This is a genomic window from Qipengyuania algicida, assembly GCF_009828025.1.
Classification (GTDB): domain Bacteria; phylum Pseudomonadota; class Alphaproteobacteria; order Sphingomonadales; family Sphingomonadaceae; genus Qipengyuania; species Qipengyuania algicida.
This window is the reverse complement of record NZ_WTYA01000006.1, coordinates 128796-149784: the sequence shown is the minus strand read 5'-3', so window position 1 is coordinate 149784 and position 20989 is coordinate 128796. Positions and strand designations below refer to the sequence as shown.

Genomic DNA, 20989 nt, shown 5'->3' with positions numbered 1-20989 from the left:
AACTGCCTTTGTGCAGTTTGGGAGGATCATGGAACGCCTACGGCTCGCTGGCAAGCTCGCAACCAGATCTTGAAGATCAACTCCTGCCGGCGGCAATCATGCTGGCGATGTCGATGAACTTTTCACGGGGCGCATCCTGGCGCGCGGCGGCTTCCTCGGCAGCTTCGATCTTTTGCCAATCCCGGAAGGTGACGATGTCCAGAGCACGTTCCTTGGCCAATTTATCGAGTCCAACGCGGCCTTGCTTCGATCTTTCAGGTGCAACCTCGTTGGCAATGCGCTCGATCACGGAAAATCCGTCCGGTCGATTGGTCCCGATTGTGCCGGACGGCCCCCGCCTGGCCCAACCGACGCAATACAGACCCGGCAGAATGAACCCGCTTTCGTTCGCATATTTCCCTGCCCGCCCATCGAACGGAACGTCCGGGATAGGTGAAGAGCGATACCCTATGCAGGTAACAACCAGATCAGCAGGCACCTCATACACTTCGCCCGTTGCCACAGCGCGGCCCGCCGCCACGGTTGTGCGTTCCACCTCGACGGCATGAACGCTTCCGTCTTGGCCGAGGAGGGCCTTTGGACTGGCATAAAAATCGAAGTCGATTTCGATGGGCTTTTCGCCGCGGATTCCCTCCGGAATGCCAGCGAACTCGCGCAACAGATTGACAGATTTGCGCAGCCCCGGTTCGAGGATTGCATCGTCGCCCGCTGGCGGCAGATCGGCGGGGTCGACGCGTGGACTGGCGCGTTCAAGCCGCAGGAGCTCTCCTAATTCCTTTGGTGTCATCATGATCTGATGAGGTCCACGCCGACCAAGCACCGTGATCGTCTCTATGTTCGATGAAGACAGCGCCTCCAGCGCATGAGAGACGATATCCGATCCAGCGAATTCGGACCGGTTCTTCGATAAGATCCGTGCCACATCCAGAGCGACATTGCCCATTCCCACGACTACGGCATGGCGACCCGACAGATCCGGACCAAGCTCGGCAAAGTCGGGATGACCATTGTACCATCCGACGAAAGCAGCACTCCCGAAGACATTTCCCAGATCGTGGCCGGGAATTTCAAGCACGCGATCAAGGGGTGCTCCGGTGGCCAGAATTACGGTATCGTAGAGGTCCTGCAATTCGCCGATCGTCACATCTTTGCCCACGCGAATATTGCCGACGAACCGAACATTGGAAGACAGCGCCGTCTTCTCGTATCGCCGCGCCACTCCCTTGATGGATTGGTGATCGGGCGCCACTCCAGTGCGGATCAGGCCGAACGGCACGGGCAGGAAGTCGATGACGTCTACCGCAACATCGTCGCCCCACTGTTTGAGTGCGGCCTCGGCAGTGTAGTACCCCGCCGGACCGGAACCGATTATTGCGATCTGCAGCATCGCTACACGCTCCTTCAAGCGGATCATGCGTCAGCACGATCAGTCGCGCAAGCTTGCCACTTTGCGAGAAAACCTTGGTTATCCATTCGACAACCATTTCCCGCTAACGCGGAAAGGATTGAGTCGCCCGGCTCCGTGCCGTGCAAGTCTGGAGTGCGATCTTGGGTTTTTTTTCGCGCGTAGCGGCGGAGACGTCTGAACGTTTTGTCGCCACGACACCGCGGGCGCGAGACGATTTGGCGTTGCGCGTGGAACTACTGGAAAGTTTCGAAGGCTTGGGTCTTGGATGCTTCTGGGCTACCGATGGCAAAGGCCAGCTGAATTATATTTCCGGAAGTGCATTGAGTGAAGCAGGCTGGGCATCCGAGGCCGTGCTTGGCAAGCCTTTGAACGAAATCTTCGAATCCGACTCCGGTGAAAGCTCCAGGAAAGCCCAGCGTACCCTGCCGTTTCTGTTGGCAGCAAATGCTTCGATCAACGCTTTGCCGGTAAAACTGCGTAACACCGACAAGCAGGTCTGGTGGGAAATTTCCGGCAAAGCTTACTTCAATCCCAATGGCGAATTCACCGGCTATCGAGGCAGCGCCAAGGACATAACCGAAGCTCGCGAGATGCAGCTATCGGCAGAAAGACTGGCGCATTTCGATTCGCTCACCGGCCTTGCCAATCGTCATCGCCTGGAATCGCAGCTATCGACGAGGCTGACGGCGTATCGCGACGCTAAACGCGCCTGTGCTGTGATGATGCTCGATCTCGATCGCTTCAAACAAGTGAACGATACGCTAGGCCATCCTGCCGGCGACGAATTGCTCAAACAGGTCGCGATGCGGCTACAAACCGTTCTGGAAAAGCGTGGGACCATCGGGCGGCTAGGTGGCGACGAATTCCTCGTCATTCTACCTGACATGGAGGATCGCGGCGATCTGGGCGAACTGGCGCAGCGCGTGATCCAGATGATTTCTCAGCCCTATTCGTTGGGCGGGGACCGGGCAGTGATCGGCACGTCCGTCGGCATAGCCACGGCGCCCTATGATGGGATCGACTCCGGTGCTTTGATCAGTGCAGCCGATATGGCGCTCTATGCCGCCAAGGGTGGCGGCAGGGGGCATTATCGCTTTTACTCCGCCGACCTGAAGGTCGGCGCACAGATGCGCCGCCAGATTGAGGAAGACTTGCGCGACGCCTTGGCAAAGGGCGAGCTGGAAATGAATTACCAGCCGATCATCGCCAGCGCCACGCACAAGGTCACCTGCATGGAATCGCTCATTCGCTGGAACCATTCGGAACGCGGGATGGTCCCGCCGCAAACCTTCATACCGATCGCAGAAGATCTCGGGTTGATCCACCAGCTGGGGGAATGGATTCTCCAGCGTTGCTGCAAAGAGGCCGCGTTGTGGAAGGTGCCGCTGCGGGTGGCGGTGAATGTTTCCGCATTGCAATTCGGTCGCGATGACTTTTGCGAGCTGGTAGCTCGAACGCTTCGCTCGACCGGGTTGGCGGCGGAGCGCCTGGAACTCGAACTCACCGAAAGTGTGTTTTTGGCCGACGCCGAGCGCACACATGCGATGTTCGAAGAGCTGAAGCGATTAGGTGTCCGATTAGCGCTGGACGACTTTGGGACGGGTTATTCGTCGCTCAGCTATCTTCAGCGCGCCCCATTCGACAAGATCAAGATCGACCGGAGTTTCGTGCGCGGGGCGACGGAGGCAGGCAACAACAACCCTCAAATATTGAGTGCCATCGTTAATCTGGCCGAAGCGCTGGGAATGGAGACGGTTGCTGAGGGAGTTGAAACGCTCGACGAGCTGGAACTCGTGAAATCGCGCGGAGCCAGCCACGTTCAGGGCTTCATCTTCTCGCCGGCTATGAGTCAAACCGATGTAATGAAGCGGCTCGATAAGGAGCATATCGAGTTCGAAGCCAAGGGGCCGCCGCGCTTCCGCGCCGATCGTCGCTCGCAGTTCCGTCGCGTCGGGGTTATTCACGATGATTGCCGCTACAAAGCCGTCCTGAAGAACCTTTCCAAAACCGGGGCCGCGATCGAAGGACTGCTGGATGTTCCAGTAGGCACGGAACTGGTTCTGGATTTGGGCGCCGGCCAGCTCGCCGTTTGCGTCGTCAGGCGATCAAAAGGTGCCTTTCAGGGTCTGGAGTTCGAAACGCCTTTGGTCAGCGATGGCGCAGACGGGCTATGCACTCGCCACCGCGTATCGCCCTATGCGATCGAAGCAGCAGGCCGTCCACTCGCGGCGCTCTCTCAAGATGCTTACAGCCAGCTGGCTGGCCCTATGGCATCCATGAAGCGACAGTTCGTTGAGGTGCAAAACACCGATCGTTCTGCGGGTAGGTTTGGGGATGCCATCAATGCACCCGCCGCCGAAGAGTTCTGCGATGAGACATTAGTCCAAAAATAACCATTTGGGCTTAGCCAAGGTTTACCAAACGATTGCCTCGGAGTCACTTCAGCATGGGGGCGATGCCCTTCTCTGACCTGTTCAAATCACGTCGTGCGGCGACGGATGAAGTCGCACAGCCGCAATCGGCGGAAGCCAACGACGGCCCGATGTTGTCCAACACGGATCGTTTGGCGATTCTCGATGAGCTGGAACGTGGTGGTCTGAGCTGGTTTTGGGGAACCGATGCACAGGGGCGCGTCGTCTATCTGAGCCCCGGAATCGTGGAGCAGCTGGGACGAAACAGCGATGCCCATGGGAAGCCGCTACAGACCCTTTTGCGTTTGGCCAAGGGCGAGGGGGACGGTCGTTCCCTCGGGCTCAAGCTGGGAACACGAAAGGCCTTCTGGAACCTGACTGTCGAAGCGGCCGACGAAAACAGCGACCTCGTGCTGCGGCTTTCCGGGCGTCCGCTTTACAATGAGCAGAATGAGTTTGTTGGCTTTCGAGGCGGCGCAATCGATGTCACGGAGGAGTTCCGCAGCCAGGAAGAGGCATCACGTCTCGCACAGTTTGATTCGCTCACCGGACTAGCCAACCGCCACCGCATGGAACAGCGGATAAACTCCACCCTGGCCGCTTTCCGCAGCGCAAAGCGTGCCTGCACCTTGATGATGCTCGATCTGGATCGATTCAAGCAGGTCAACGACACACTTGGCCACGCAGCGGGTGACCAGCTGCTGCAGCAAGTCGCAGAGCGGTTGACGAGCGCAGTTGCCGGGCGCGGAGAAGTGGGTCGGCTCGGCGGCGACGAATTCCAGGTTCTGATCCCTGACATGGATGATCGCGGAGATCTGGGAGAGATCGCCAAAAAGATCATCACGATGCTTTCGCAGCCTTATTCTGTCGAGGAAGGGCGCTGTATCATCGGCTGTTCGGTTGGCATCGCGATAGCACCCTACGACGGTGTGGAGCGCGACGAGCTGACCCGCGCCGCGGACCTTGCACTTTACGCATCGAAGAATGGCGGGCGCGGTCAATTCCGTTTCTATGGCGCAGACCTCGAACACGAAGGCAATTTGCGCAAGCGGATGGAAGAGGATCTGGCCGAGGCGATCGAGACCGGGCAGTTTACTCTGGAATACAAGCCGATCGTTGCGACCCAGGACAATCGCGTTGTCGCGCTTGAAGCGCGCTACTGCTGGGAGGAAGAAGAGCGTGGCCGGGTCGAGCCGGAGACGTTCCTGCCCGTGGCTGAGGGAAGCCGATTGATTATTCCGATCGGCGAGTGGGCGTTGCACAGGGCGTGTGAGGATGCGCAGGCTTGGCCCGAGGCGTTGCGTGTTTCGATCAGCATTTCGCCGGTGCAGTTTCTCGCCAATGGCTTCGTCGACTTTATCGCCGAAGTGCTGGAAAAGAGCGGTCTCGATCCTGCGAGGCTGGAGCTCTATCTGGCTGAATCGATCCTTCAGGCGGATACAGCTGCAGTGGACAAGGTGCTCGCGGCATTGTTCAAGCTGGGCGTGCGCCTCACGCTCGATCAGTTCGGCAGCGGGTTTACCTCACTGAGCTATTTGCGGCGCGCGCCGCTCAGCGCGTTGAGGATCAGTGGCAATTTCTTCGATCCGACGATGCGCGATGAGTTGGGCGATATGGAGATGGTCAGCGCGATTGCGACGCTTGCCGGCGCCATGGGAATGGAAACCTGCGCGAGCGGAGTCCACGCCTTGCCGCTTCTGGATAAGCTCAAGCAGCTCAATGTGGATATGATCTCCGGCTTCGTGTTTTCCAAAGCACTGTCGGTAGACGAGGTGACCGTCGCTCTCGACGGCGGCACCTGGATTATCCCGCCCACCGATAACGGTAGCCAGAGAGCTGGACGCCGTACTGTATTCCGCAAGATCGGCCTGATCCACGAGGACCACTATTACGATGTCACCCTGCGCAATCTGTCGCGTAGCGGAGCGATGATCCAGGGACTTGAGGGTGTTCCGGTCGGCATCCAGTTCGTGCTCGATTTCGGACAGGGTCAGCTGGCAGTATGCACCGTCAAACGCGTGATGGATGATACCCAAGGTGTGGAGTTCGAGCAGGAGCTGGTCGATGATGGTGCGGGTGGCCTCGTAACACGCCACCGCGTCAGTCCATACGCGCTGGCGGCTGCGGGTGTGCCGCTTCAGGCGCTATCAGCGGGCAAGTTTACAGGGCAGACGGCACCCGGGGAGCAGCCCGTCACCTTCCCGCAATTCTCGCTCTCGGCCAATGCGCCGAAGCAATCGGGACGATAGCAGCAAAGCGAAAGCTTGGAGAAGCGCACGCGTGCCGCTAAGGCGGCGCGTCAAGGCGCGCGTCTGCGCCCTATATCCCAACGCTCGCGAAAAGTTGTATGACTAGCCTCAAAAATATTAGAAATTTCAGTATTATAGCTCATATCGATCATGGCAAGTCGACGCTCGCGGACCGGCTGATCCAAGCCACGGGGGGTCTGACCGAGCGCGAGATGAGCGAGCAAGTCCTTGATAACATGGACATAGAACGCGAGCGCGGCATCACCATCAAGGCCCAGACCGTCCGCCTCAATTACACTGCCAAGGACGGCGAGACCTATGAGCTCAACCTCATGGACACCCCCGGACACGTCGACTTCGCCTATGAAGTCTCGCGCAGCCTCGCCGCCTGCGAAGGGGCGCTGCTGGTGGTCGACGCCGCACAGGGCGTGGAGGCGCAAACGCTGGCCAATGTCTACCAGTCGATCGAGCACGACCACGAAATCGTCCCCGTCATCAACAAGATCGACCTCCCCGCCGCCGAACCCGACAAGGTCAAGGCCGAGATCGAGGACATCATCGGCCTCGACGCCAGCGACGCGGTGCTTACCTCCGCCAAGTCCGGCATCGGGATCGAGGACGTGCTTGAAGCCGTCGTCGCCCGCATTCCCGCTCCCACCGGCGACCGCGACGCCCCCTTGCGCGCCCTGCTGGTCGACAGCTGGTACGATCCCTACCTCGGCGTGGTCATCCTCGTGCGCGTGCTCGACGGCGCGATCAAGAAGGGCCTGCAGGTCAAATTCATGCAAGGCGGGACCGAGCACCTCGTCGACCGCGTGGGCTGCTTCACCCCCAAGCGCACCGATTTGCCCGAGCTCGGCCCGGGCGAGATCGGCTTCATCACCGCGCAGATCAAGGAAGTCGAACAGGCCCGCGTCGGCGACACCATCACGCTCGCGAAGGGCGGGGCGGTCAAGGCGCTGCCCGGGTACAAGGAAGTCCAGCCGGTGGTGTTCTGCGGCATGTTCCCGGTCGACGCCGCCGAGTTCGAGAAACTGCGCGAGAGCATCGGCAAGCTGCGCCTCAACGACGCCAGCTTCTCTTACGAGATGGAAAGCTCCGCCGCGCTGGGCTTCGGCTTTCGCTGCGGCTTCCTCGGCCTGCTGCACCTGGAAATCATCCAGGAACGCCTGAGCCGCGAATACGACCTCGACCTCATCACCACCGCGCCCAGCGTCGAATACCGCCTCCAGCTCAGCAAGAGCCGGACGGACGAGGCGCGCGAGCTGATGCTCCACAACCCCGCCGACTGGCCCGACGTCAACCGGATTGAGAGCGTGGAGGAGCCGTGGATCAAGGCCACCATCTACACGCCCGACGAATATCTCGGCGCGATCCTCAAGCTGTGCCAGGACCGGCGCGGCATCCAGACCGACCTGACATACGTCGGCGGCCGCGCGCAGGTGAGCTACGAATTGCCGCTGAACGAGGTGGTGTTCGACTTCTACGACCGCCTCAAATCGATCTCCAGAGGCTATGCGAGCTTCGATTACGAGCAGATCGGCCTGCGCGAGGGCGACCTCGTCAAGATGAACATCCTCGTCAACAACGAGCCGGTCGACGCGCTATCGCTGATCGTCCACCGCGGCGTTGCCGAGGCGCGCGGGCGCGGCATGTGCGAGCGCCTGAAAGACCTCATCCCCCGCCACCTGTTCAAGATCCCGATCCAGGCCGCGATCGGCGGCAAGGTGATCGCCCGCGAGACCATCGGCGCACTGCGCAAGGACGTGACCGCGAAATGCTACGGTGGCGACATCACGCGCAAGAAGAAGCTGCTGGAGAAGCAGAAGAAGGGCAAGGCGCGGATGCGGGAGTATGGGAATGTGAGCATTCCGCAGGAAGCGTTTATTGCCGCGTTGCGGATGGGGGAGGAATGAAGCCCCGCGCTTAGCGCCGGCGTTTGCGCAGCAAACGGCAAGCTAGAAGTGAGAGGCTGTAATTCCGGCCGGGGGCCGGCGAGCCGCTGCCGAGCCGAGCCCTTCGACGACGCGGCTTTGCCGCGGCGGGTTCCCGAGTGACGAATGTTAGGACCTTATCATAGGTCATTAGATTACCTTTGAATCGAAGCCAGGAATCCTCGCCAATCTCTCGGGCCAACGGGTTTCCGCTTCCCGCATAAGCTCGGCCAAGTTCTCACGCTGCCAAGAGTTCTCGAAGGGCACGGTTATTACTGCAAGCTCCTCCCGATTCCCAATGAACATCGGTCCGAGTTCGTCGACTTCTCGTTCACTGCTTTCCTTGTGGATGTGAGCGATCAACCCGTCGAAGTAGAACCGAAAGATTGGGGCGCTTGGGCGTCGGCCCGGTTCAGTACCAAACGCGAGCCGAAGGCGAGTGCAAGGCCGACCGGCCGCCCGAGCTTATGCGAGGAAGGCCAAGCGGGCCGGATGGCCCGCGCCCGGCGCTTGAGGGCGCAACAAAAACTACTCCCGGATCTGCCCGTCGCCGTGCACGAGGTACTTGAAGCTCGTCAGCTGCTCCAGCCCGACGGGCCCGCGCGCGTGCATCTTGCCGGTGGCGATGCCGATCTCGGCGCCCATGCCGAACTCGCCGCCGTCGGCAAACTGGGTGGAGGCGTTGTGCATCAGGATCGCGCTGTCGATGCCGGTCATGAACTTGCGGGCCGCGTCCGCGTCCTCGGTGAAGATGGCGTCGGTGTGGTGGCTGGAGTGGCTGTCCACCCAGTCGATCGCATCATCGAGCCCGTCGACGATCTTCACGCTGGCAATCGGGCCGAGATATTCGGTGTCCCAGTCTTCCTCGCTCGCGGGTTTGAGACGGGCGTCGATTGCGACCGCTTCGGCATCGCCGCGCAGCTCGCAATCCGCGCCCATCGCCTCGGCGATCTTCGGGACGGCCTTATCGGCCACCGCGCGGTCGATCACGATGCTTTCGGTCGCGCCGCACACGCCGGTACGGCGCAGCTTGGCGTTGCGGATGACTTGCGCCGCCTTGTCGAGGTTGGCGGCTTCGTGGACGTAGCTGTGGCAATTGCCGTCGAGATGGAGGAGGGTGGGGACGCTCGCCTGGTCGCGCACCAGCTCGACCAGCCCGCGCCCGCCGCGCGGGATCACGAGGTCGACGAATTCGTCCGCCTTGAGCAGCGCGGCGACGGCGGCGCGGTCGGTCGTGCCGACGGTCTGCACCGCATCCTCGGGAAGCCCCGCAGCCTTGAGCCCGGCCTGCATCGCCTTGACGATCACGCGGGTCGAGTTCCGGCTTTCCGAACCGCCGCGCAGGATCACCGCATTGCCGCTCTTGAGGCACAGCGCGCTGGCGTCCGCGCCGACATTGGGGCGCGATTCATAGATCATGCCGATGACCCCGATGGGCACCGCGACGCGCTCGATCTTCAGGCCGTTGGGCCGGTCGAAACTGGCGAGCTTGCGTCCGACGGGATCGGGCAGTTTCGCGATATCCTCCAACGCCGTTGCCATGCCTTCGATACGGTCTTCGGTAAGCCGCAGGCGATCGATGAACGCATCGTCCTTCTTGCCCGCGACGCTGGCGACGTCCTGTTCGTTGGCCGCGATCAACTCCGGCATCGCAGCGCGCAGCGCCTTGGCGGCTTCGACAAGCGCGGTGTTCTTCGCCTCGGTCGATGCCGTTGCGAGCCCGCGCGCCGCCGCCTTGGCGCGGCTGCCGAGTTCATGGATGTGGATGGTCGGGTCGAGTGTCTGGTCGTTCATATCTGTCCTCCGGGACTGTGCCCGTCGTGTGTTCAGTCCATGGGCGGGAGCCTGGCGTTTCAGCGCAGCTCCACCGCCCTGTCGTATGCGGCGCGGACCGTATCGCGCAGCTTGCCCGAAACGGTGCCATCGCCATTCAGCGCGTCGAGACCCGCCGCAGTCGTCCCGCCCTTGCTGGTGACGGAATTGCGCAGATCCTCGAGCGACATATCGGAATGGGCGAGCGCCATTGCAATCGTGCCCTCCATCGTGCCGAGCACCAGCGTGCGCGCCTGCTGGGCATCGAAGCCCAGATCCTCCGCGGCGGCGATATAGGCACGGGCGATTTCGAAAACATAGCCCGGTCCCGATCCGGCCACGGCGGTCACACGGTCGAGCATATCCTCGCTGTCGACCGCCACCGCCGTTCCCGCGCGCTCCATCATGTCGGTGGCGTGGGCAATCTGATCGTCAGTGGCGTTGTCCGCCGCGCACAACCCGCTGGTCGCCTTGCCGACGGCGGCGGGCAGGTTGGGCATCACGCGAATGACGGATGCGCCACCCAGCAGCGCGGCGATGCGCGCGATCGATGCGCCCGCCGCAATCGACATGGCATAGCCACCCTCCGCCAGCATCGGGCGGTAATCGGGCAGAACCTCGTCGATCATCTGCGGCTTGATCGCGATAATGACGACATCGAAAGTGTCGTCCGCGATCGCGGCCCGATCGCTCACCGACCGCACGCCATTGGGTGCCTTTTCGAGAAAAGGATCGACAATAGTAAAATTCTCATCGCCCGACAGCCAGTGCTCGAGCAAAGCTCCACCCATCTTGCCGCATCCGATAAGTAGAATTTTCTTAAAGATATTTTTTCCCCTTGAATATTTGTGTCGCGCTTTCCACCGATGTTCATTGACGTTTGCCGATGAGCGTTTCAATGCTTCGCAAGGTGTCGTCACGCTTGATTTGTTCTTTTATATCACAACCAGGCAATTTTGGCCAGACGGTTGTGCAATGCAACATCCCTCCCTATACAAGACCAATGATTTTAGCTGACAAAGTTTCCACTTATGTCCCAACCGCATAACATCGTTGTAAAAATCGGCTCCAGCCTCGTCGCCAATGGCGAGCGATTGACGCCGCGCTATGGTTTCATGCAGCGCCTGTTCGAGGATATCGACCGGCTGCGCGCGCGCGGGATCAATGTGATCCTGTGCAGCTCCGGGGCGGTCGCGCTCGGCCTCAAGACTGTTGGCGAGACGCCGCAGACCGCCGGGGTCAGTGACAAGCAGGCGGCAGCCGCCTGCGGGATGCCGCTGCTACTCAATGCCTATCGCCATATCGGCCATGAATTCGGTTTTGAGATCGCGCAGGTGCTCTTGACGCTCGGTGATTTCGAACATCACCGGCGCTTCCTCAACACCCGCAACACCGTCTTCCGGCTGATCGAGGCGGGGGTGATGCCCATCGTGAACGAGAACGATTCGATCACCACCGAGGAAATTCGCGTGGGCGATAACGACCGCCTGGCGGCCAAGGTCGCCCAGATGGTCGACGCGAAGGATTTCATCATCCTGACCGAAGTCGATGGGCTGTTCGATCGCCATCCTGACGAACCGGGCGCCAAGTTCATCTCCGAGGTCACCGATGTTGCGCCCTTCATGGAAGCGACCAAGGGGAAGAGCGCGCTGGGCACCGGCGGCATGACCACCAAGCTGATGGCCGCCAACATGGCGCAGGAGGCCGGTTGCACCACCTATATCGCGCATGGCGAGCCGGATAACCCACTGACCAGCATTCTCGATGGCGAGCGGCGCTGCACGCGCTTTATCGCACACGATGCGCCGACATCGGGTTGGGAACGATGGATCGCCAACCGCCTGCAACGCGCCGGCAGCATCGCTATTTCGAACGATCTTGCCGATGCGCTGAGCGACCGCGACCGCTCGATCATGCGCGAGGATATCCTCGCCATCGACGGCGATTTCGCGCGCGGCGACGTGCTGCATATCTACGATGGCGAAAACGTGGAGCGGGCGCGCGGCCTGACCGATTTCTCATCCGAGGAATTGCGCGTGCTCGCGGTCAATCCGCATCTCGAAGCCGAACAATTGCTGGGCTATCGCACCAAGGGCGAAGTGGTCCGGGCGAAGAACCTTGTGATGCTGGAAAGCCGCCACCTGCTATGGGATTCGCCTGAGGGCGTGGAGGAGCAGGTCAAGGCGGCGGGCTAGTCGCTTCGAACCGAAGGTTTCCTCGCGATAAGCATTATCGCGCTTCGTGTCCACGGCGCAGGGCGGCGATAGGGATGCGAATTATTGTCGCACAACTTTCGACGGCTTGGTCAAGTTTGAGCGACTGCTATCTGCAATTCATGGCCGCAAAGCTGCCTGTAAGGTAACGCCGACATTGCCGACATCGTATTCGGCGCGATCAGACCACTTCGAACGAGCCGCTGACGATCAAATGATCGGCCACAGTTTCCATCGCGACGCCACAAGGTACGGTGCAGCCCAGTTCGCAGGTGAAGCCGTCCCACCACAGAGCAAACTCTTCCGGGTAAGCATGAAAGCCGATCAGACGTTCTAACGGATTGTTTCCCGAGTAGAGGGCATTCGTGCAGAGCGCGGCTGCAATGTGTGAGGTCAGTTCTTCGAGGCGTGAGCCATCCTCATAATCAGGAAAACACAAGCGCGTCGCCGCGCCCCTGCCAACCATCTGCATTCGAATTGCCATGGCCTATGATATTTCACGCAGCGCACTTCGGCAATGTCAGCTTCCCCCAACATTCTTGCCGTTCCTGCAATGCAGTTGCATAGCCGATAGCGGTCAGTCGTTCACGTGAACGGCAGCTTTTCACGATTTTAGCCAGAAACTGGAATTTCGGGACACGACAACTTTTTGGACAATTGTGATGAGCGTCACCCTGAACTTGTTTCAGGGTCCATTCTTCGGCTTGGTGTGTCGGAATTGGGGGCAATATGGATGCTGAAACAAGTTCAGCATGACGAATGCAAGATATCAGCTTCACACAGCATTTATGCCGTGGCTGGTCACCTGACTTCACCTCCAGTTGGAATATTCAACGAATTCGCCAAAGTCATCTCTATCATGCTTTTGTGGGCATAAGTGCGACGCCCTTGGCCTCAGCAGCGCGCGATGCGCCGTACCAAGCGGGCGCGGTCATGGTAAGCGCCAGCAGCCCCACCACCCAGACATCGACGATCATCATCGGCCACATAAGCCATGCGGGACGCCCCATCGCGCCATAACCGAGCGCGTAATGCACCACCATCAGCGGCATGACCCCGGCCAGCATATAGAAGACCGTGCGCCAGAAATATCCATGCATGATCCTGAGCGAACGCAGCGGACCGATTGCCAAATTGCCGAGCGTCCATGCGACTATCCATGCGACGAGGTAAACGCCTAAAATCGTCCATGCCGCCGACAGGGCGGTGCCGAAATATGTCCCGACCTTTCCCGATAGCCCGAGCATGGTGCCAAGCGCAGGGCCGAACAGGGAATAGAGCGATATCGCGATGTTGAGCGCGAAGATTATCCCCCAAAGTGCCAGTCCTGTCGGTTGGATCGTGCGTGCGGCCTTCGGATCGTTGCCATGAGCGAGGTAGCGGATGAACCAGTAACTGGGCAGCATAACGCCGATGATCTTGGCCACCGCAAACCCCATCCTCAGCGGCGAATCCGCCACCGCTCGGGCGCTTGCCATGCTGTCATACATACCAGTGTGTATCTCGGCGAGGTGCTGTGCCATTTCGACCACTACCGGGACTAGGAACAGCAATGGGCACGCCAGCATGAACGCCCATGCGCTGCGATAGATCGATTTCACATCAGTCCACATGGTGTGCTTCCCCTTCGTCGTCTTCGAAAAACAGCAGGTCGCCGGGTTGGCATTGCAGAACACGGCAGATCGCCTCGAGTGTGGAGAAGCGGACCGCCTTGGCCTTGCCGGTCTTGAGGATTGAGAGATTGGCAAGCGTGATGCCGACGCGTTCCGATAGTTCGGTAAGCGTCATACGTTGCTTGTGCAGTTGCTCGTCGAGCCGCACCAGAACCGGCATCAGACGGTGCCTTCCAGATCGTCGCGCATGGCGACTCCTTCGGCAAAGATCCGCGCGAGCACGAACAGCAGCAGCGCAATCAGCCAGCCCATGATGTTTGGTGTCGAATCGACCCAATCCACGCTCAGCTTGTGCGCATAAATGCTCATCCACGGCAGCACGAGGTCGGCCAACTGCAGGGCGAGTACGAGCCAGCCCATCAGGCGCAAACGGCGAGCATTGATCGCGATGAATGGCGTGCCTTCTCGCACCGTTTCGATCATCTGGAAGAGCATGCCGAGTAGCATTCCAACCGGAATCGCGGTCACCACGCCATACGCCAATGCGCCACGTATGAGATCCAAAGCGGCAGTCGCCCTGACTGCTCCGTATTTCAGGGTCAGGACAGATTCGATCCAGTGCGGACTGAACGCAAACCAGGCCAGCGCAACCACAAAGGCGATCGCGAGGTTGATGTTGAGCCAGTACAACACGATAACCAAGTAACGCGACAATTTGAGGGCATTCAATTTCATATCGATTCTCGATGATTGAGATATTGTTTATCGATATGAAAACTTCTCAGCTTGGCGTCAAGAAATTTATTGAATATCGATATTGCTTAGATTTCGAATATCATCGTGCATCGGAATCGAACGTTACTCCTGTGGGATATTGGGCGTCGACCACGCCACTTTCGGCTAGCGAGCCGATGCTTCGCAAATCTGCAAGCGTTCGGGGTGTTCATTGGCAGTTATCCCTGCCGTCAGCGCGTCACGCGCAAACATCGCTGGAAAAGGCGCGTTCCTGCACAGCTCGCTCGTCAACTTCACTTGGCGTTCAGCGGAGCGATGGCTATAGGCCGCCCCATGACCGTCACGAAATCCGGCTGGGCCAGCGCCCGTCGCCATCTCGCCCTGTGCTTTCTGCCCCTGCTGGTCGCCGGTTGCGCCGGTTCCGGCAAGGTCAAGGACACAGCCTATGTCGCGCGCGATGTGGACACGTTGTATTCGGCGGCCAAGGACAAGCTCGATTCGGGTCAGCCCAAGGTCGCAGCGGCCCTGTTCGACGAGGTCGAACGCCAGCACCCCTATTCGCCGTGGGCGCGTCGTGCGCAGGTGATGAGCGCGTTCAGCTATTACGTCGCGCGCGATTACAACAAGTCGATCGGTGCGGCGCAGCGCTTCCTGCAGGTGCATCCGGGCAACAAGGAAGCGCCTTATGCCTATTACCTGATCGCGCTGTGCTATTACGAGCAGATCAGCGACGTCGATCGCGACCAGAAGATCACGCTACAGGCCAAGAATGCGCTCGAAGAAGTGCAGAAGCGCTTCCCGAACACCAAATACGCCACCGACGCGCGGCTCAAGATGGACCTTGTTCAGGATCACCTTGCGGGCAAGGAAATGGAGATCGGGCGCTTCTACGAGAAAACTGGCGACTGGATCGCCGCCGACATCCGCTTCCATAATGTCGTGAAGAATTACCAGACCACCAGCCACACGCCGGAAGCGCTGTATCGTCTGGTCGAAACGAGCTTGGCGATGGGCATTCCGGTCGAGGCCAAGAAATACGCCGCGGTGCTGGGCGCCAACTATCCCGGCAGCAAGTGGTACGAGCGCGCTTACGGCCTCATGCAGAAGCACGCGCCGCAAGTCGCGGCGAACTGATCGCTGCTCGATTGCGTTGCCGGTGTCGCGGGCGTCAGGCCTGCGACCAGTGGCGCACCAGATTGTGATAGAGCGCAGTCAGGCGCAGGACCTCGGCGTCGGTCTTGCCGCGTTCCGCGCTGAGTGCCTGCACGCTCTGGTCGAGCTCGAACAGCATTTCGCGCTCGGCATGGCTTCCCACCAGCGATTGCAACCAGAAAAAGCATGACACCCGCTCGCCGCGCGTAACCGGCGTGACCTGGTGCAGCGTGGTGGAGGGGTAGAGCAAGGCGTGCCCGGCCGGCAGCTTGTGCCGCATGGTTCCGAGGCTGCCCTGTATTTCCAGCTCGCCGCCATCGTAATCGTCCGGGTCGGTCAGGAACAGCGTGCAGGACAGGTCGGTGCGAATGCGCGTGCCGCTGGCGTTGTGGACGCGGATGGCGTTGTCGACATGCAGGCCGAATTCTTCTCCGCCGCCGTAGCGATTGAACAGCGGCGGGAAGATCGTCTTGGGCAGGGCTGCGGAGAGAAAGACCGCGTTGGCCACCAATGCGGCGCTGACTACCTCCTGCGCGCGCTGGGTGACGGCGCTTTCCTCTGGCAACTGGCGGTTGCGCTTGACGCTGGCGGACCCCGATCCGCTGGTGACATTGCCATCGACCCAGTCGGCGACAAGGATCTCCTCTCGCAGGGCAAGCGCCTGCGCGCGGGGCAGTACATCGGGGATCACCAGCATCATCGCAACAAATGCTCCTACATCGTCACCGTGACGCTCATGGTTGCCGAGCGTCCCGGCGCGACATAGGCGAAAGGCGCGCTCGAACGATAGATCGCATCGAAATAACGTTTGTCGAAGATGTTGAGCACATTGGCGCGCAATTCGATCCGGTCATTGAGTTTGTAGCGCGCGACCGCATCGAACTTCCAGTAACCGGGCACCGAATTCTCGTTCGCTCCCTCGGTGCCGCCATAGATCCGGCTGCGGTAGAACGCCTGCCCGCCGAGCGTGAACTTGTCGGTGACCGCATAGGTCGACAGCAGCGAGAAGCTGTGCTTGGGCACATTGGCGAAAGGCAGGCCGATGTTGGCGGGATCGGCGCTGTCGATAATGGTCGCATCGAGATAGGTATAGCCGCCGAAGACCGACCAGCGCGGCGTGATGTTGCCGTTCGCGCCAAGTTCGAAGCCCTGGCTGCGCAGCTTGCCGACCAGCGCGTAATTGCCACCGCCAAGGTTCTCGCGGGCGTTGTCCTTGTCGATGCGGAAGGCGGCGGCGGTCAGCAACAGATGGCCGTTCGATACCTCCCATTTCGCGCCCGCTTCCCACGCCTTGTTGCGCTCCGGTTCGAGGCTGGCGACGCCGACGAGGCCGCCATAGGTCGGGCTGGTCGAATCGAGCTGCTCGCCGCTCGGATTGGAGGAGGTCGAGAAGCTGACGTACAGGCTCACGGGTTCGATCGGCTTATAAAGCAGGCTCGCCTGGCTGTTGAAGAAGCTGTAGCTCGCGCTGTCGGAATAGGGGCCGCTGCGGCCAGTGCCGGTGCTGGAGATGGTGAAGATGTCGAGCCTTCCGCCGAGCAACAATTGCAGCTTGGGGCTGAACTTGATCGTGTCGATCAGGAAGCCGGCGAAGCTTTCAACCTGCGTCACTGCGGGCGGCGAACTGTCGTCGATCACTGCCGGAATGGTGTAGCCAAGAACCGCATTCGGGTTGAACAGGTTGAGGGTGAAGCCGTTGGGAACGGGGGACTGGTTGCCGTTCCCATCCTCGATGAAATCGGGGAAGGCGAAGCGGCGGTTGGTGATCCGTTCGTCGCTGTACTCGCCACCCATCAAAAGCTCATGCTTCACGCTGCCGGTGGCGAATTCGGCATTCGCGGTGGTGATATTGCCGATGTAGCGCGACATGGCGTTGCGCTGCGGCGTGCCGGTGCTCACCGTCCAGTCCGCCGGATCGGCAGCCGAAGTGTCGGGCGCGCGCGGAACCGATACGACATAGGCGTTGCCGACCTCGCCATAGCGCGTCTGGCTGCGAATGCTGAGGTTCTCGATCGGTTTCCATTCACCGACAACGGTTCCGATATCGGCGCTGTTGTGGAGGAAGTCGCGGCCCACCGCGCCGTAGAAATTGTCCGGATTGACCGCGAACGGCTTCTTGGTGGTCACATCGAAGGGTAGGCCGTAATCGCTCATCCCGTTGCTGCGCAGGTGGTAATAATCGGCGCCGATCGAGAATTTGGATGAAGCGCGCCAGCCTATCGCGGCGGCCAGACCCTGCCGGTCGCTGTAGACGTAGTCGCGACCCGGCGTGTCGGCGGTGTGGTAGAGCGCATTGACCCGCACCGCGAGGCTGTTGGCCAGTTCGACATTGCCGTCGAGCGTCGCGCGATAGAGGTTGTCGGTCCCCACCGTGCCATCCGCGACAAGAAAATTGTCGCCGGTCTTGGGGCGCTTGGACTCCAGCCCGACCGATCCGCCGGTGGTGCCCCGGCCGAGATAGGCAGAGGAGGGGCCCTTGACGATTTCGACCTGCTCGACAGCGAAGATCTCGCGGCTGGAGACGCCAGGATCGCGCTGCCCGTCGATATAGACGTCGTTGCGCGCCTCGAACCCGCGAATGAAGATGCGGTCGCCGAAGGCATTGCCGCCTTCGCCGGTGCCGAGCGTCACGCCGGGGGTGGAACGAGCGACCTCGCGAAAGCTGTTTGCGCCAATGTCCTGCATCACTTCCTTGGGAATGATGGTGACGCTCTTGGGCGTGTCGCGCACCGGTTCGGTGAAACGCGAATCCGCCGAGCGGTCGACCTTGTAGGGCGCTTGCGGGTTGGCGTTGGGATTGGCGTCGCCGGGACGCTGGGCGGTGACGACGATATCGGGGCCGTCGCCCGCTGCCGCACCCTTCGCATGGGCAACGCCGGGAACGAAAGCAGCACCCATGGCGCTCGCGAGCAGGCAACCGGCAGCAATGCGGCGCTTGTTCGCGGATTTGGCGGTGGATTTGGTGGTATTCAGATGTGTCACGTCGATCCCTCTGTTCGGTGTCGGCGCGCTTATTGCGAATGATTCGCGATGAGTCAATGAAAGTGATAATCACTCGCAAAAAGAATATGGCAGGTCATGGAGCCAGGCTTTCGGCGACACGAAGTTTCGGTTCACATCCGTATCCGATGTGGGTGACGCACCAGGACAATTGGGTTAGGGATCAGCGCAAGATGCTAAGTCGCCTGTCCATCCGGAATATCGTGCTGATCGAGGCGCTCGACCTCGATTTCCGCCGTGGGCTGGGCGTGCTGACGGGCGAAACCGGGGCGGGCAAATCGATCCTGCTCGATGCGTTGGGGCTGGTGCTGGGCAACCGGGCAGACACCGCGCTGGTGCGAAGCGGCGAGGAGCGCGCGAGCGTCACTGCCAGTTTCGAATTCGCCCAGCTTCCCGCGATGATGGCCGAAACGCTCGACGAGGCGGGCATTCTCGTCGAACCCGGCGAGCCGCTGGTGATCCGCCGACAGTTGAAGGCGGACGGCGGCAGCAAGGCTTGGATCAACGACCAGCCGGTCAGCGTCGCCCTGCTGCGCGAAATCTCTCCACTGCTGGTGGAACTGCATGGCCAGCACGACGACCGCGGGCTGGTCAATCCGCGCGGCCATCGCGCACTGCTCGATCGCTACGCTGGCAGCGAGACCGAGAAGGTTCATGCCGCTTGGGACCGGTGGCAGGAAACCGTGGTGCAACTCGATCACGCGCGCAACTCGGTCGAAACCGCCAAGGCCGAACAGGATTTGCTGCTGGCGCATCTGGCCGAACTGACCGCGCTCGAACCCAAGGCGGGTGAGGAAGCACGTCTCGCCGAAACGCGCGCCTCCATGCAGAAGGGTGAGAAGCTGGCGGGCGATCTCGAGGAGCTGCGCCATTTGTGGGAGGGTTCGGATTCGCCGCTCGCCGCGCTCCGCGTGGCGGCAAGGCGGCTCGACCGGATCGGGGAGGAGCATCCGCTGCTGGCCGAAGCGCTCGAATCGCTCGACCGCGCGGTGATCGAGGCCAGCGAGGCCGAGGCCAAGCTGGAACAGGCCGCCGAAGCGCTCGAATTCGATCCGCAGGCGCTCGACGCGGCAGAAACGCGCCTGTTCGAACTACGCGCGCTGGCGCGCAAGCACCGCTGCGAAGTCGATGAACTGCCCGAAAAGATGCGAGAATTCCGTCGCACGCTCGAAAGCATCGAGGGGAGCGAGGCGGAACTCGATGCGCTGGAATCCGCCGCGAAAGAGGCGGGCGATGCCTATCGCAAGTCGGCCAAAGTGCTTCACGAGAGGCGCGTCGAAGCCGCCCAAAGGCTCGATGCGGCAGTGGCAAGCGAGCTTGCGCCGCTCAAGCTCGACGCCGCACGCTTCAGCACCAGCGTTACCCTGCTGCCGGAAGACCGCTGGGGCGCGCATGGCATGGACGCGGTCGAATTCCTGATCGCCACCAACCCCGGTGCCGATTTTGCCCCGCTCATCAAGATCGCCAGCGGCGGGGAGTTGAGCCGCTTCATCCTCGCACTCAAGGTCGCGCTGGCCGAACAGGGCGGGGCGGCCACGGTGATCTTCGACGAAATCGACCGCGGCGTTGGTGGGGCGGTGGCCAACGCCATCGGCGAACGACTGGCGCGACTGGCGGACGATGGCCAATTGCTGGTCGTCACCCACTCGCCGCAAGTCGCCGCACGCGGGCGCATCCATTACCTGATCGCCAAGAGCAGCGACGGCGTGGTGACGCGCACCTCGGTCGGCCAACTTGACGATGCGGAGCGCAAGGAAGAAATCGCCAGGATGCTGTCCGGTGCGGATATCACCGACGAAGCGCGCGCGCAGGCGAACCGGCTGCTCGAAGGAGTTTAATCCCTAAACGGCGTGGATGCGTTGTCCCGCTGGCTGAGATAGATCAGCAGCATCATGTTCATCGCGCCGAAGAAGAACGATCCGTAGAACGGCCCTGCGCCCAGCGGCGCCTGCCACAGCTGGAAACCCGCGACGGCCAGCCCCTGGAACAGGCCCCACCAGTTCAGCACCGCGCAGCCGATGCCGATTTTCGAAAACAGCTTGGCCCTCTCGAATTTCGCATCGTCGAGGGTGCGTGCGCGCCACAGGGTGAATGCGCCAAGCACCAGCATCACCCCGGCGCCTAGTTCCAGCGCGAATACCAGCAGCATCGCCACCCAGATCATCGGCGCGCTAGGTACGGGCAGCAAATCCACCGGATAGGCTTCATGCCCGACGCGCCCTGTGGTGTAGGTGAAGAACTGCTCTGCCGCCGCCCAATTGGCGATGTTGTGGGCGACGTAGAAGAGTGCCATCACCCCCAGTGCCAGCGAAAACAGCGATTTCAAATAACGGTCGATCATGGATAAGCCCCTCCTGCTATCCCCCGCGATTGCGACCCGTCCTGTCGGCCCTTTGCGGCGCCGGTCAGCTAGGGCATAGCGCATCCAAACTGCTTTACCAAAAAGGCCCAATTGCGTGTCC

General features: G+C 60.9%; 16 protein-coding genes. 6 read left to right on the top strand and 10 right to left on the bottom strand.

Annotated elements, in window-relative coordinates; all coding sequences use genetic code 11:
- Nucleotides 1-76 precede the first annotated feature (76 nt).
- Complete coding sequence (locus GRI58_RS09265; protein ID WP_160753414.1) at nucleotides 77-1387, bottom strand: FAD-dependent oxidoreductase; 1311 nt, start codon at nucleotides 1385-1387, stop codon at nucleotides 77-79.
- 161 nt (nucleotides 1388-1548) lie between these two features.
- On the opposite strand from GRI58_RS09265, the gene GRI58_RS09260 reads away from it, so the two are divergent.
- From GRI58_RS09260 to lepA, 3 genes are all read left to right on the top strand, one after another.
- Nucleotides 1549-3801, top strand: a complete 2253-nt coding sequence (locus GRI58_RS09260) for an EAL domain-containing protein (RefSeq protein WP_202386903.1) — start codon at nucleotides 1549-1551, stop codon at nucleotides 3799-3801.
- Nucleotides 3802-3854: 53 nt separating this feature from the next.
- Nucleotides 3855-6068, top strand: a complete 2214-nt coding sequence (locus GRI58_RS09255) for a putative bifunctional diguanylate cyclase/phosphodiesterase (RefSeq protein ID WP_160753312.1) — start codon at nucleotides 3855-3857, stop codon at nucleotides 6066-6068.
- A 98-nt stretch (nucleotides 6069-6166) separates the two neighbouring features.
- Nucleotides 6167-7984, top strand: a complete 1818-nt coding sequence (lepA, locus tag GRI58_RS09250; protein WP_160753311.1) for a translation elongation factor 4 — start codon at nucleotides 6167-6169, stop codon at nucleotides 7982-7984.
- Between the two features lie 546 nt (nucleotides 7985-8530).
- On the opposite strand, the gene GRI58_RS09245 is transcribed toward lepA, so the two are convergent.
- Both GRI58_RS09245 and GRI58_RS09240 read right to left on the bottom strand, forming a co-directional pair.
- Nucleotides 8531-9796, bottom strand: coding sequence for a glutamate-5-semialdehyde dehydrogenase (locus tag GRI58_RS09245; protein ID WP_160753310.1), 1266 nt, complete (start codon nucleotides 9794-9796; stop codon nucleotides 8531-8533).
- A 59-nt stretch (nucleotides 9797-9855) separates the two neighbouring features.
- Nucleotides 9856-10734: a pyrroline-5-carboxylate reductase family protein gene (locus tag GRI58_RS09240; RefSeq protein WP_337190941.1), complete on the bottom strand. Its 879-nt coding sequence runs from the start codon at nucleotides 10732-10734 to the stop codon at nucleotides 9856-9858.
- A 111-nt stretch (nucleotides 10735-10845) separates the two neighbouring features.
- Between GRI58_RS09240 and proB the strand changes: the two genes are divergently transcribed.
- Nucleotides 10846-12009: a glutamate 5-kinase gene (gene proB, locus GRI58_RS09235; RefSeq protein ID WP_160753308.1), complete on the top strand. Its 1164-nt coding sequence runs from the start codon at nucleotides 10846-10848 to the stop codon at nucleotides 12007-12009.
- A 199-nt stretch (nucleotides 12010-12208) separates the two neighbouring features.
- On the opposite strand, the gene GRI58_RS09230 is transcribed toward proB, so the two are convergent.
- From GRI58_RS09230 to GRI58_RS09215, 4 genes are all read right to left on the bottom strand, one after another.
- Complete coding sequence (locus tag GRI58_RS09230; protein ID WP_160753307.1) at nucleotides 12209-12511, bottom strand: hypothetical protein; 303 nt, start codon at nucleotides 12509-12511, stop codon at nucleotides 12209-12211.
- Between the two features lie 373 nt (nucleotides 12512-12884).
- Nucleotides 12885-13640: a hypothetical protein gene (locus GRI58_RS09225; RefSeq protein ID WP_160753306.1), complete on the bottom strand. Its 756-nt coding sequence runs from the start codon at nucleotides 13638-13640 to the stop codon at nucleotides 12885-12887.
- Nucleotides 13630-13860 (bottom strand): helix-turn-helix domain-containing protein, encoded by a 231-nt coding sequence (locus GRI58_RS09220; protein ID WP_160753305.1) that lies wholly within the window; start codon nucleotides 13858-13860, stop codon nucleotides 13630-13632. Before GRI58_RS09220 ends, GRI58_RS09225 begins: the two co-directional genes overlap by 11 nt.
- Nucleotides 13860-14375, bottom strand: a complete 516-nt coding sequence (locus GRI58_RS09215) for a DUF2975 domain-containing protein (protein ID WP_160753304.1) — start codon at nucleotides 14373-14375, stop codon at nucleotides 13860-13862. The genes GRI58_RS09220 and GRI58_RS09215 overlap by 1 nt, the downstream gene beginning before the upstream one ends.
- A 333-nt stretch (nucleotides 14376-14708) precedes the next feature.
- On the opposite strand from GRI58_RS09215, the gene GRI58_RS09210 reads away from it, so the two are divergent.
- The gene (locus tag GRI58_RS09210) at nucleotides 14709-15509 is read left to right on the top strand and encodes an outer membrane protein assembly factor BamD (protein ID WP_160753303.1); all 801 of its coding nucleotides are present in this window, start codon (nucleotides 14709-14711) and stop codon (nucleotides 15507-15509) included.
- Nucleotides 15510-15543: 34 nt separating this feature from the next.
- Here the strand turns inward: GRI58_RS09210 and GRI58_RS09205 are convergent, their stop codons facing one another.
- The gene (locus tag GRI58_RS09205; protein WP_160753302.1) at nucleotides 15544-16227 is read right to left on the bottom strand and encodes a Fe2+-dependent dioxygenase; all 684 of its coding nucleotides are present in this window, start codon (nucleotides 16225-16227) and stop codon (nucleotides 15544-15546) included.
- 14 nt (nucleotides 16228-16241) lie between these two features.
- Complete coding sequence (locus GRI58_RS09200) at nucleotides 16242-18509, bottom strand: TonB-dependent siderophore receptor (protein WP_160753301.1); 2268 nt, start codon at nucleotides 18507-18509, stop codon at nucleotides 16242-16244.
- Between the two features lie 191 nt (nucleotides 18510-18700).
- Here GRI58_RS09200 and recN point away from each other — a divergent pair, with 191 nt between their 5' ends.
- Entirely contained in the window at nucleotides 18701-20365 is a 1665-nt protein-coding gene (gene recN / locus GRI58_RS09195) for a DNA repair protein RecN (RefSeq protein ID WP_160753300.1), read from the top strand.
- On the opposite strand, the gene GRI58_RS09190 is transcribed toward recN, so the two are convergent.
- Nucleotides 20362-20868, bottom strand: a complete 507-nt coding sequence (locus GRI58_RS09190) for a DUF2165 family protein (RefSeq protein ID WP_160753299.1) — start codon at nucleotides 20866-20868, stop codon at nucleotides 20362-20364. The genes recN and GRI58_RS09190 overlap by 4 nt on opposite strands.
- Nucleotides 20869-20989 lie beyond the last annotated feature (121 nt).